Here is a 12,416-nt window from a genome sequence, read left to right as displayed (position 1 = left end):
CAGAATATGTATTTTTTAGTGTTATTGGCGTTTTTATTTTCTATGTATGCCCAGACGCAGGTCAGCAGCACATATAAGAGATATTCCCGGGTGGGAAACCGCAGGGGATACACAGGGGCCCAGGTGGCAACACTGATGCTGCAGAATGCGGGCATTTATGATGTCAGCGTGCAGCGGGTGGCCGGGCACCTGACAGACCATTATGACCCCAGAACAAAGACACTGCGTCTTTCTCAGAGTGTATATGACAGCACATCCGTGGCGGCTTTGGGCGTTGCGGCCCATGAAACAGGCCATGCCATCCAGCATGATGTGGGCTATGCGCCGCTGGCGCTGAGAAGCTTTTTTGTACCCATTGCGAATTTTGGCTCCAAGCTGGCTTGGCCGCTGATTTTGATCGGGTTTATTTTCAGCGGCAATACGGGGACGAACCTGCTGATGCTGGGTGTTCTGTTTTTCTCGTTATCTGTGGTATTCACATTGATTACACTGCCTGTGGAATTCAACGCATCTTCCAGAGCTATCGAGCTGTTGGTAGATCAGAATTTCCTGGACACAGATGAAATCGGCGGGGCGAAAAAGGTGCTGCGGGCAGCAGCGATGACTTACGTTGCGGCGGCTTTTGCGGCAATCGCAGAGCTGCTGAGGCTCTTGGCTATTGTTGGGCTGAGACGGGGCGATGACTAAAAAGGAAAAGCAAAGGCTAACCTCTGAAAAGGGGGTTAGCCTTTTCCTCGTTTTATGGAAATGGCTGTTTTGCTGAAAAATAGCCGAAAACCTTGAAGAAAGACGCTTTTTGTCTTATAATAATACGTTGAGAAAGAACGACTTGTACGGAAGGAATTGAAAAGATGATTCAAATCAATCCCAGAGAAATTGCGGCAGAAGCCCTCATGGAGATCATGGAGGCGGAAGCCTATAATACAATGACCCTGCGGCGGCTTTTGCGGCAAAATGGCGCTATGCCACGGCAGGACAGAGCCTTTGTGACGGAAATCGTCAACGGAACGCTCCGTAACCTTATCTATATTGACCATGTGCTGAATACCTTTTCCAAAACCAAAACGGAAAAAATGAAGCCATGGCTGCTGGCGGTGCTGCGTTCTGCGGTGTATCAGATATATTTTATGGATGTACCTGATGCCGCAGCCTGCAATGAAGCGGTGAAGCTGGCAGGGGCCAGGGGCTATGCTTCTCTGAAAGGCTTCGTTAATGGTGTTTTGCGGACGGTGGCCAAGAAGAAAACAGAGATTCCGCTGCCGGAAAAAGGCACAGCGGAATACCTTTCCGTGGCTTATTCTCACCCCCTTTGGCTGGTGCGGATGTGGATCGCCTATTATGGGTATGAAGAAACGGAAGCCATTTGCGCCTATGATAATCAGCCCCCCGATGTGACGATCCGGGTGAATACGCTGAAAACAAATCAGGCAGAATTGAAACAGATGCTGGAAGATGCAGGGGTAGAAGTCAAGGATGGACGTATTTCTGAATACGCTTTGCATCTGACAAAAACAGCAGACCTGAGCCGTTTAGAGGCCTTTCAAAAAGGCTTCTTCCATGTACAGGATGAAAGCTCTCAGTTGGCGGTGAGGATTTTAGACCCCCAGAAGGGTGAAAGCATTTTGGATATGTGTGCTGCCCCCGGCGGGAAAAGCTTTACCACGGCGGAAACCATGGAAAACGAAGGCAGGCTGCTTTCCTGTGATATTTATGAACATAAAATTGAACTGATGGAAGAAGGGGCGGAACGCCTTGGCATCGGTATCATGGAATGCAGCGTGAAGGATGGGGCAGAAGCGGAAGAAGAACAGGAAGGATTCGACCGTGTGTTGGTGGATGCGCCCTGCTCCGGTTTGGGGCTGATGCGGAAGAAGCCTGACATCCGCCTGAAAAAAGACGGAAATGAAATTGACAGCCTGACGGGCATCCAGAGAAGGATTCTGGAAAATGCCGCAGGCTATGTGAAAGAGGGCGGTGTATTGGTGTACAGCACTTGTACCCTGTGCCGCAAGGAAAATGAAAAGAATCTGGAATGGTTTCTGCAAAACCACCCCGAATTTACAGCGGAGGATATCACAAAATTCTTACCCGCGGATTGGAATGCGGAAACGGCAGAAAAGGGATATCTTACCCTGCTGCCCCATAAAACAGGAACAGATGGGTTTTTCATTTCCAGAATGAGAAGAAAGGATTGAGATATGGAAAAAGTTGATATCAAATCCATGAATATAGAAGAACTGGAACAATTTTTAAAAGAACTGGGGGAGCCCAAATTTCGTGCAAAGCAGATTTTTGACTGGCTCCATGCCAAGCAGGTGGATAGCTTCGAGGAAATGACGAACCTTTCCAAGGGCCTGCGGGAAAGGCTGGAGGAAAAAGCGGCTATCAACGGCGTAAAAGTGGTGAGGCGGTTGATTTCCCAGATTGACGGAACGAGAAAATATCTTTTTGCTCTTTCGGACGGTGCCATCATCGAAAGTGTATTGATGAAATATGAGCATGGCAATACGGTCTGTATTTCCACCCAGGTGGGCTGCCGCATGGGCTGCAAATTCTGCGCCTCTACTCTGGATGGAGTGGAACGGGGGCTGACGGCAGGGGAGATGCTCTCCCAAATTTATGCTATCCAGAAGGACTGCGGCGAAAGGATCCACGGCACAGTGCTGATGGGCAGCGGCGAACCGCTGGATAATTACGATAATGTTGTCAGATTCCTGCGTCTCATCAATGACCCGAAAGGGCAGAATATGGGGCAGCGGCATATTACCCTTTCTACCTGTGGTTTGGTGGAAAAAATCTACGATTTGGCAGAGGAGGACTTGCAGATCACACTGGCAGTTTCTCTCCATGCGCCCAATGACGGTATCCGAACACAAACGATGCCCATTGCCAAGGTCTACAGCATGGAACGGCTGTTAAAGGCCTGCAAGGATTATGCAGACAAAACAAAACGGCGCATTACCTTTGAATATGCTCTGATCCATGGGGTGAACGATGGTGATGAACATGCATGGGAACTGGTGAAGAAGCTGAGGGATTTGCTTTGCCATGTAAACCTGATTCCTGTAAATGATGTGAAGGAAAGAAATTATATCAAAAGCAGCAGCGATAGAGTAAAACGCTTTGCTTCCATCTTAAATGAAAACGGCATTGAAACTACCGTCAGACGCAAGCTGGGCAGTGATATCAACGCCGCCTGCGGGCAGCTGAGGCGGAGCCATATGAAGGAACAAAAGACAGAAGTTTGAATTTTTGAAGACGTTCACCAAGGAGGTGGAAGCACGTTGAAAGCAGTTGGGGTAAGTGATATTGGGAAGTGTCGTAAAAATAATGAAGATGCATATTATATTTCGGCAGGGGAAGACCCCGCAGAAAATCTATATCTGGTAGCCGATGGTATGGGCGGCTGCAATGCCGGCGAAGTTGCCAGCAGCAGCGCCATTGAAGCGTTTCTGGCTCATTTTTGGAAGGAAATGCAGCACGCAGACAACACAGATGTGCTGGATCTGATGACGGGTGCTATAGCGGCTGCCAATAAGGAAGTTTATAATAAATCCAATTCCGCCAGGGAATTTGCTGAAATGGGAACGACCATCGTTGCGGCGGCAGTGCGGGAAGATAAATTGTATGTGGCCCATGTGGGGGACAGCAGAGCTTATCTTTTCCGCAAAAAAGAAATGATTCCTTTGACAACAGACCATTCTTATGTGATGGAACTGGTAAAGATGGGAAATATAACCAAAGAAGAAGCAGCAAACCACCCCAAGCGGAATGTGATTACCCGTGCCATTGGCATCAAAAACACGGTGGAGACAGATACAGTGATCCATCCTGTGAAAAAAGGCGATATTGTGCTGCTTTGCACCGATGGCCTTTCCGGTATGCTGAAGGATGAAGAAATGGCGAAAATTTTGAACAAGCGGACGACTCTGGACCGGAAGGCGGCAATTTTGGTGGAAGAGGCCAATAAGCATGGTGGTCATGATAATATTTCCTTGATTTTGGTTGAGATATAAGTAGGAGGTTAAAAACTAATGTTATTGAATCCGGGTACTGTCTTAAACGGCAGATACGAAATTTTGGAAAAAATCGGTTCCGGCGGCATGGCAGTTGTTTACAGAGGCAAAGATAGAAAGTTGGATCGGTATGTGACAGTGAAAGTCCTGCGGGAGGAATTCATCGGGGATGAAGAATTTATTCAGCGGTTCCGTTCGGAAGCCTGTTCTGCAGCACGGCTGTCTCATCCCAATATCGTAAGAGCCTATGACGTAGGAGAAGATGGAGATATCAATTATATTGTAAATGAATATATCCATGGGGATACTCTGAAAAAGGCCATTAAGGAAAAAGCGCCTTTCGATTCCCGCTCTACTATCAATGTGGCGATTCAGATTGCTTCTGCACTGAGCCAGGCCCATAAAGCCCATATCGTACATAGGGATATCAAGCCCCAGAATATTCTGGTGGGGACAGACGGTGTGGTAAAAGTGACGGACTTTGGCATTGCCAGAGCGGCAACGGCATCGACTATGACGACTACAGCCAATGCGGCGGGTTCTGTGCATTATTTCTCCCCCGAACAGGCCAGAGGCGGCTATGTGGATGAAAAGAGCGATATCTATTCTTTAGGGATCACCATGTTTGAAATGATCACAGGGGTTTTGCCCTTTCAGGGAAATAATTCTGTGACCATCGCTTTGAAGCATATCAATGACGAATTGCCGGATATCCGTCAGTATAATCCCAACTGCTCCCCTTCTTTGGAGGGCATCATCAAAAAAGCAACCATGAAAAAGGCCGATGAGCGCTATGCCAGCATCGATCTTTTGCTGGCGGATCTGATCCGTGCCAGAGCGGAAGTTACCGGCGCGGCAAAGCCGGCAGAAGAATCCGCGGAAAAGAAAGAAGCTGTTGCGGCGGGAGTGGCTGCTGGTGCGGCAGCAGGGGCAGTTGGCGCAGGAGTGCGCATGTCCAGAAGGGCAGAAGCGGCAGCCAGATTAAGAGAAGCTCAGGAAAAGACAGAAGCGGAAAAAGCAGCCCAAGCAGCTGTGGAAACACCCCAGGAAACAAAGCCTGCTGACCCTAAGGAGCTGGAATATATCCGCAGCCATAAGGCAGAGCCTGTGGAAGAAGGACAGGAAGAAGCGGAAAAGGAAACACCGGAGGAAGAGGATGTGCATACGCCTCTGGTGGGCTTTGAGAAATACGGCAAAAAGCTGAAAATGGCACAGATCTCCAAAGAGGATGACTATGAAAGTGAATATATGGAGACAGAGCCGGTAAAAACCAGCAGACGCCCGGCAAGAATACGCAGAAACCCCAGAACAGAAGGCGATTATGATAACGAACATGATAGAAAGGCAGAACGCAAGGTTATCATTGCGGCCGTTATCACAGCTTTGGTATTGATCGGGATTATTTCTGTTGTCGGCATTAAATTTATGGGCGGCGGCTTCGGTGGTTTTTCTTCTGCCGAAAAAGATATCGAAACCCCCTTGTTCATCGGCGTGCCCTATGAGGATGCAGTGAAAGCGGCAGAGGAAATGGGTATCATTTTGGTAGAAGATGGGGAAGATTACAGCAGCTTCTATGATACAGGCTATATCATCTATCAGTCTGTCAACGAAGGCACTATGATCGGCAAAGGAACGAAGATCGGCGTGAAGGTCAGCCTGGGCCTGACTTCGGAAGAAATGCCAAATGTAGTCGGCAAGAGTGAGAATGCAGCGAAAGAAGCAATCATCAGATTGGTTGGCGATGTGGTGAAAATAGAATATGTTCACGATCCGGATGTGAAGGCTGGCGAGGTTATTGAACAGGAACCTGATGCAGGTGCAGAAATCACAGCGAAGAGCCGCATCGTGCTGAGAATCAGCAAAGGCGATGAAGGCGGCACTGTGGTTGTGCCCAATGTTGTGAATGATTCTCTGGAAAATGCAAGAGCATCCCTGGAGGCTGTTGGTCTGAATGTCGGTAATGTCTCCTATGCATCCAGTGACCGTGTGGCAGAAGGGAAGGTTATGACACAGACATTGGCTGCCAATACAGAAGTAGCCAGCGGCAGCGTAGTGAACCTGGTGGTAAGTACAGGGCCGGATACAACCCAGAATACGGAAACATCCACCCCTTCTGCAAATACCAGCCAGAGCCAGGGCACAAAATACTTTACGATCAATGCGCCCAGCGGCAGCAGCGGCTCTGTCTATGTGCGCGTGGTAAAAGAGGATGCGGATGGCGTATATCCTGTAGTAGATGCTTACCGGGATGCTTCCGAATTCCCTTACAGTGTTTCTGTAACAGGGAAAGGCAGCGGTACTGTGACCTGCTATATTGACAATGTGCAGCAGTGGTCCCAGAGTGTAAATTTTTCGGAGTAAGGTGAAGATATGCTGGAAGGCGTAATTTTAAAAGGAATTGGTGGGTTTTATTATATCGATACGGAAAACGGTGTGTATGAATGCCGGGCGAGGGGTATCTTCCGGAAGGAAGGTATCCGCCCCACGGTGGGGGATGCGGTACGCATTTCCGTGTTGGATGAGGAAAACAAGAAGGGCAGTCTGGATGAGATATTGCCCAGAAGAAATGAACTCATCCGCCCCCGGGTATCCAATGTAGACCAGGCGGTCATCGTATTTGCGGCGAAAAGCCCCAATATGAACTTAGACCTGCTGGATCGGTTTCTGCTGCTGGCAGAGGAACAGGAACTGGATATCGTGATTGTGATCAATAAAATCGACAAGGATAAAAAAGAAAGATATCTGGAAGCGGCGGAGATGTACCGCAAAGCAGGCTATCCTGTCATCTGCACCAGTGCGGAAAAGGGAATGGGGATTGAAGAACTGCGGCAGGCGTTGGAAAATAAGATTTCCGTATTCGCAGGCCCTTCCGGGGTGGGCAAGAGCAGCTTGATCAATGCTGCCTTCCCTGGCCTGGAATTAAACACAGGGGAGATCAGTGAAAAAATACAGCGAGGCAAACATACCACCCGCCATGCGGAACTGATCCAGATCACGGAGAAAAGCTATATAGTGGATTCTCCCGGGTTTACTTCCCTGTTCCTGAACCATATCCCTTCGGAAAAGCTGCAGTATTACTTCCGTGAATTTGAACCCTTTGTGCACAAATGCTATTACAATGGCTGTATTCATATCAACGAGCCGGATTGTGCTGTAAAGGCGGAGATAGGCAGAGCCATTGCACAGATGCGATACGATAGATACGTGACCATATATAACGAACGTAAGGAAGAAGAAGAGAGGAGATTCTAACCATGAGTATCAAACTTTCCCCCTCCATGCTTTCCATCGATTTTGGCAAAGTAGAGGAACAGCTGAAACTGATTGAAGACGCAGGGACACCTTATATCCATCTGGACGTGATGGATGGTGTTTTTGTGCCCAATATTTCTTTTGGGATTCCTGTCATCAAAAGTGTCAGAAAATACAGCAATATGGTTTTCGATGCCCATTTGATGATTGTGGAGCCGGAAAAATATATCGAAGATTTCCATAAGGCGGGGGCAGATATCATCACAATCCATGTGGAAGCTACGAAATACCCCATGGAAGTCCTGCATCAGATCAAAGCAACAGGCTGTAAGGCGGGGATTACCCTGAATCCCAGAACTCCTGTGGAAACCCTGCTGCCTTATTTGAAAGAAGTAGATGTCATCATGGTTATGACAGTGGAACCCGGCTTCGGTGGGCAGAGATTTATGGAGAGTCAGCTTTCTAAAATCCGTCAGCTGGCAAAATGGAAAAATGAAATGGATCTGCAGTATGATATTGAAGTAGACGGCGGCATCACCATCGATAATGTACGGGAAGTGTTGGATGCCGGCGCAAATGTAATCGTAGCAGGCTCTGCCGTATTCGGCAAAGAGGATATTGCTGCGGCGGCAAAGAGCTTCATGGATATTTTCAAGGAGTATGAATAAAATGAAAGTAATTCTTTTTGCGGGAGCACAGATTCATGATTACAGCTTCTGCGGGAAATATATGGATGGGGCGGATGCAGTGATCTGCTGCGATGCGGGGATGCGCCATGCGAAAGCCCTGGGCATCGACCCTGATTATATCGTAGGGGATTTTGATTCCACCAGCCCCGAGATTTTGGAATATTATAAAACGAAAAACATTCCCATTCGTCAGTTCCCCACTAGAAAAGATGAAACGGATATGGAGCTGGGCATTTTCCTGGCTCTGGAATTGGGAGCGACAGATCTGGTGCTGTTTGGCGGCATCGGCGACAGATTCGACCATACTCTGGCCAATGCCCATTATCTGCTTTCTCTGCTGAAAAAAGGCGTAAGAGCCAGATTGGTGGATGAAAAGAACTGTGTGGAGGTCATTGATAAGCACTTGACGGTGGAAGGCAAGGTGGGCGATCTGGTTTCTACCCTTCCCCTTTCCATGGAAGTGAAGGGGATTACCCTGAAGGGATTTTCCTATCCCTTGACGGATGCGACCTTGACTTTGGACGGTGATTATATTGCAGTCAGCAATGTATTGGCAGAGGAGACTGCTACCATTGATATCAAGGAAGGATACCTTTTTGTGATTCGTTCCAAAGATTGAACAAAAACCCTCGAGGAAAAAGCTCGAGGGTATTTTTTTGCACGTTTTTCGGGAGAGGGCATATACATGGTAGAAAGGGGGTGTCAGGATGCGGAGAAGATGCAATGGCGCGCCGATCAGATGGTTGGGCGGTGTGATATTGATCGCCATAGGGGTCGGGATGTTTCTGGCATGCCTGATCCCCAAGTGCGTTTTTTTGATTGGGGCTTTGCTGATTGGGGTGGGAATCTGGCTGATCAGCCAGAACCGAAGATGTTGAAAATATGCAGAAAACGAAAAAAAGCCGTTCTTTTCATTAGGAAAAGAATGGCTTTTATCATTCGTTTGGAATTAGATTGCACGTGTAATTTTGTTGGAACGCATGCATCTTGTGCAAACGTAAATAGATTTTACGTTACCGTTGTCTTCAACGATTTTTACTTTCTTTACGTTGGGTTTCCATTTTCTATTCGCACGTCTACTAACCTGGCTACGGTTAATACTGATTCTATGACCTTTGATCTGGCCTTTTTCACAAATTTCACATTTAGCCATTGTCTGCACCTCCTTAACTTGCCTATGTGACATAACAAAGATATTCTAGCAGAAAAGACAACGTTTTGCAAGAAAAATAAGTGAAAAATATGTTTTTTTTCAGAAAGAGGTAGGCGAGGCATATCGTAAGGAAAATATAAGAATTTTGCTCCCCAAAAATGAAAAGAGCAGATCAAAAAATATGGTGAATAGGAAGAAAATCTGAAGCAGAGCAGGATATTTGAGGGGAAAGAGAAAAGGGAAAACGCCCTTTCCCATTTCAGAAAACATTGTATTTTACCCACTTTTGCGGTATGATAAAAGAGATAAATTGGGGATATTCTATTTGTAACCAAATTTGAGATACAAAGGAGAAATTACATGTTAGATATTTGTTTGCTGGGGACAGGAGGTATGATGCCCATGCCCAGCCGCTTTCTGACATCAATGCTGGCAAGGCTTAACGGCAGGCTGGCGTTGATCGACTGCGGCGAAGGCACCCAGGTTACCATGAAAATGTTGGGATGGGGGTTTAAGGCCATCGATGTGATCTGTTTCACCCATTTCCATGCCGATCATATTTCCGGCTTGCCCGGCTTGTTGTTGACCATTGGCAACGCAGGGCGGACAGAACCTCTGACTTTGGTTGGCCCGGTGGGAATGCGGCGCATCGTGGAAGGATTGACACTGATTGCCCCGGAATTGCCATTTCCAATCGAATATATTGAACTGGATAAGGATGCACCGAACCCTGTGCAGATTGGCTTATTTGAAATTCATCACTGCCCTGCGGATCATATGGTCAAATGCTTTGCTTATCGTATCGACCTGCGCCGCAAGGGCAAATTCAATGTGAAAAAAGCGGAGCAGCTAAACCTACCCAAACCCCTTTGGGGCAGGCTGCAGAAAGAAGGCAGTGTGGAGCATGAAGGGAAAACCTACACGGCGGATATGGTGCTGGGGGAAGGCAGAAAGGGGATTTCTGTGGCCTATTGCACAGACAGCCGACCGGTAGACAGAGTGATGAAATTTGTGGAAGGCGTACAGCTTTTCATTTGCGAAGGCATGTACGGCGAGGATGAAAAAAAACAGAAGGCGAGAGAAAACAAGCACATGCTTTTTTCTGAGGCAGCACAAATGGCAAAGAATGCCAAAGTGGAACGGCTGTGGCTGACCCATTTCAGCCCTTCTTTGAATGAGCCAGAGGAATTTCTGCCTGTTGCACAGGCGATTTTTCCCGCTGCGGAGCTGGGGGAAGAACGTAAGTGTATCACCATCGAATTTCCCAAGGAAAACTAAACGGAGGTAGGATATGGAGGAAAAGAAAGATATTTATATATTGGCCGTCGAAAGTTCTTGTGATGAAACAGCGGCGGCAGTGGTGAAAAACGGCAGAGAAGTCCTTTCCAATGTGATTTCTTCCCAGATTGCCCTGCATACACTGTATGGCGGGGTGGTGCCGGAGATCGCATCCAGAAAGCATGTGGAAAATATTGATGGGGTCATCAAAACAGCCTTGGCAGAGGCAGGCATGACTTTGGCGGAAATGGATGCCATCGGTGTGACTTATGGCCCCGGTTTGGTGGGAGCACTGCTGGTGGGCCTGGCGGAGGCAAAGGCATTGGCCTATGGGGCGGGCAAACCCCTCATCGGTGTGCATCATATTGAAGGACATATTTGTGCGAACTATATCCAGAATAAAGACTTTGCACCGCCCTATATGGCATTGGTGGTTTCCGGCGGGCATTCCCATTTGGTTTATGTTTCCGATTACGGAAAATATGAGATTCTGGGACATACCAGAGATGACGCGGCCGGCGAAGCCTATGATAAGGTTGCCCGTGCCATCGGGATGGGCTATCCCGGCGGGCCGAAAATTGACGCAGCGGCGAAGCTGGGCAACCCCGATGCGGTCAAATTCCCCAGAGTTTTTCTGGAGGAGGACAGCTATGATTTCAGCTTCAGCGGGTTGAAATCCGCCGTACTGAATTATGTAAATAAACAGAAAATGATGGGCGAAAAAATCGTCCCTGAAGATATTGCTGCCAGCTTCCAGCAGTCTGTGGTGGAGGTTTTGGTGGGAAAGACCATCAAGGCGGCAAAGGCCCATGGCGTGAAAAAGATCGCATTGGCGGGCGGCGTTGCTTCCAACAGCGCCCTCCGCAGCAGAATGCAGGCGGCATGCGAAAAAGAAGGCTTTTATCTGAGCGTGCCTGCCCCCATTTTGTGTACAGATAATGCGGCAATGATCGGCTGTGCGGCGTATTATGAATATATCGCAGGGGTGAGAGACGGGTTGGATCTGAATGCCAACCCCAGCCTGAAACTAGGACAGAGATAAAAAAGTGTGAACGCAAAGGAGGAACGGTTTATGGCGAGTATTTTAAGCAGATATGGGAGTATTATGTCTATGAATGTTTGCGGCATGATCGAATTTGCAGAGGATCCCATGAAAATGGCACGGCATCTGGCCCATCATATGGAGGACGATTTGTCAAAAGCAAAACGTGAAGGTGTTGAGCTGATTGCGGAGATTGATAAACTGGAAACAGATATGTCCGTTCCCAATGCGGAAGCTCTTTTAGTGGCAAAAAAGGCGGAATTGATGAAACTTTATGAAATCCATGAGAAACTGAATGAACAGCTGCGTCAGATCACTGCCATGAGAGCGGAGATTTACGTTGCACAGCATAAGAGAAAATAAGGAGGGGTTCTATTGATTCGTCTGGCATCGAAACAGGATTTGAACGAAGTAGAATCTATTTTCCATGAGATTTTGGATAAGGAAGCGGCAACGGTGAGCTACAGCAACTGGATCAAGGGAAAATATCCTACAAAGGCTCATGCGGAGCTAGCGTTAGAGCAAGGCACCCTTTATGTGGGGGAGGATGAAGCCGGGCGACTGTTTGGCTGTGCGAATCTGAACCACATTCAGTTGGAGGAATATGTGAAAATCCCTTGGCATTATGAAGCAAAAGGGGACGAGGTCTTTGTGATCCACATGCTGTGTATCCGCCCCGATTGTGCAGGGCAGGGGCGCGGCAAGGAATTTGTAGCTTTTGCGGAGGAACTGGCGAGGAAACAGGGATGCAAGGTCGTCCGGATTGATACATACGAAGGAAATACCCCGGCGGCGAATCTGTATCAGTCCTTGGGATACAGACTGGCAGGGAAGACATTGTTCCATTTCCAGCAGGTGATCTGGGAAAATCTAATCTGCTTGGAAAAGAAACTGTAAACGGAAATGAGGCATAAAAAAGAGAGAGGCTTTCGCCCAATGTCATTAAGATAATAATGACGTAAAAATAAAAAACACATAGTAATCGC

At 47.8% G+C, this 12,416-nt stretch carries 14 protein-coding genes; 13 read left to right on the top strand and 1 reads right to left on the bottom strand.

What is annotated here, in order from left to right; genetic code table 11:
- Positions 1-6 precede the first annotated feature (6 nt).
- The 9 genes from ACI39P_RS08810 to ACI39P_RS08770 all read left to right on the top strand — a co-directional run bounded on the left by ACI39P_RS08810 (position 7) and on the right by ACI39P_RS08770 (position 8,835).
- The gene (locus tag ACI39P_RS08810) at positions 7-687 is read left to right on the top strand and encodes a zinc metallopeptidase (RefSeq protein ID WP_439720295.1); all 681 of its coding nucleotides are present in this window, start codon (positions 7-9) and stop codon (positions 685-687) included.
- Positions 688-851: 164 nt separating this feature from the next.
- Positions 852-2,195, top strand: a complete 1,344-nt coding sequence (gene rsmB / locus ACI39P_RS08805) for a 16S rRNA (cytosine(967)-C(5))-methyltransferase RsmB (RefSeq protein WP_439720294.1) — start codon at positions 852-854, stop codon at positions 2,193-2,195.
- Positions 2,196-2,198: 3 nt separating this feature from the next.
- Positions 2,199-3,248 (top strand): 23S rRNA (adenine(2503)-C(2))-methyltransferase RlmN, encoded by a 1,050-nt coding sequence (gene rlmN, locus ACI39P_RS08800; RefSeq protein WP_439720293.1) that lies wholly within the window; start codon positions 2,199-2,201, stop codon positions 3,246-3,248.
- A 36-nt stretch (positions 3,249-3,284) separates the two neighbouring features.
- Positions 3,285-4,016, top strand: coding sequence for a Stp1/IreP family PP2C-type Ser/Thr phosphatase (locus tag ACI39P_RS08795; RefSeq protein ID WP_439720292.1), 732 nt, complete (start codon positions 3,285-3,287; stop codon positions 4,014-4,016).
- Between the two features lie 18 nt (positions 4,017-4,034).
- A complete protein-coding gene (locus ACI39P_RS08790; protein ID WP_439720291.1) occupies positions 4,035-6,377 on the top strand; it encodes a protein kinase domain-containing protein in 2,343 nt (780 codons plus the stop codon).
- A 9-nt stretch (positions 6,378-6,386) separates the two neighbouring features.
- Entirely contained in the window at positions 6,387-7,268 is an 882-nt protein-coding gene (gene rsgA, locus ACI39P_RS08785; protein ID WP_439720290.1) for a ribosome small subunit-dependent GTPase A, read from the top strand.
- 2 nt (positions 7,269-7,270) lie between these two features.
- A complete protein-coding gene (rpe, locus tag ACI39P_RS08780; RefSeq protein WP_439720289.1) occupies positions 7,271-7,936 on the top strand; it encodes a ribulose-phosphate 3-epimerase in 666 nt (221 codons plus the stop codon).
- 1 nt (position 7,937) lies between these two features.
- On the top strand, positions 7,938-8,576 hold the full coding sequence (locus tag ACI39P_RS08775; RefSeq protein ID WP_439720288.1) for a thiamine diphosphokinase: 639 nt from the start codon (positions 7,938-7,940) through the stop codon (positions 8,574-8,576).
- Between the two features lie 88 nt (positions 8,577-8,664).
- Positions 8,665-8,835: a hypothetical protein gene (locus ACI39P_RS08770; protein WP_439720287.1), complete on the top strand. Its 171-nt coding sequence runs from the start codon at positions 8,665-8,667 to the stop codon at positions 8,833-8,835.
- A 71-nt stretch (positions 8,836-8,906) separates the two neighbouring features.
- On the opposite strand, the gene rpmB is transcribed toward ACI39P_RS08770, so the two are convergent.
- Positions 8,907-9,110, bottom strand: coding sequence for a 50S ribosomal protein L28 (gene rpmB, locus ACI39P_RS08765; RefSeq protein WP_439720286.1), 204 nt, complete (start codon positions 9,108-9,110; stop codon positions 8,907-8,909).
- A 360-nt stretch (positions 9,111-9,470) separates the two neighbouring features.
- On the opposite strand from rpmB, the gene ACI39P_RS08760 reads away from it, so the two are divergent.
- From ACI39P_RS08760 to ACI39P_RS08745, 4 genes are read left to right on the top strand one after another with little or no spacing between them, the layout of a single operon-like run.
- Positions 9,471-10,388 carry a ribonuclease Z gene (locus tag ACI39P_RS08760; RefSeq protein WP_439720285.1) on the top strand — a complete coding sequence of 306 codons (918 nt, stop codon included), beginning with the start codon at positions 9,471-9,473 and terminating at the stop codon, positions 10,386-10,388.
- Positions 10,389-10,401: 13 nt separating this feature from the next.
- The gene (gene tsaD / locus ACI39P_RS08755) at positions 10,402-11,430 is read left to right on the top strand and encodes a tRNA (adenosine(37)-N6)-threonylcarbamoyltransferase complex transferase subunit TsaD (RefSeq protein WP_439720284.1); all 1,029 of its coding nucleotides are present in this window, start codon (positions 10,402-10,404) and stop codon (positions 11,428-11,430) included.
- A 30-nt stretch (positions 11,431-11,460) separates the two neighbouring features.
- Entirely contained in the window at positions 11,461-11,793 is a 333-nt protein-coding gene (locus tag ACI39P_RS08750; RefSeq protein WP_439720283.1) for a hypothetical protein, read from the top strand.
- 12 nt (positions 11,794-11,805) lie between these two features.
- On the top strand, positions 11,806-12,327 hold the full coding sequence (locus ACI39P_RS08745) for a GNAT family N-acetyltransferase (RefSeq protein WP_439720282.1): 522 nt from the start codon (positions 11,806-11,808) through the stop codon (positions 12,325-12,327).
- The last annotated feature ends 89 nt before the right edge of the window (positions 12,328-12,416 follow it).

This window comes from Anaerotignum sp. (assembly GCF_051877975.1).
Lineage (GTDB): Bacteria > Bacillota > Clostridia > Lachnospirales > Anaerotignaceae > Anaerotignum_A.
The sequence above is the reverse complement of the archived record's forward strand: the minus strand, read 5'-3'. Positions and strand labels throughout refer to the sequence as shown.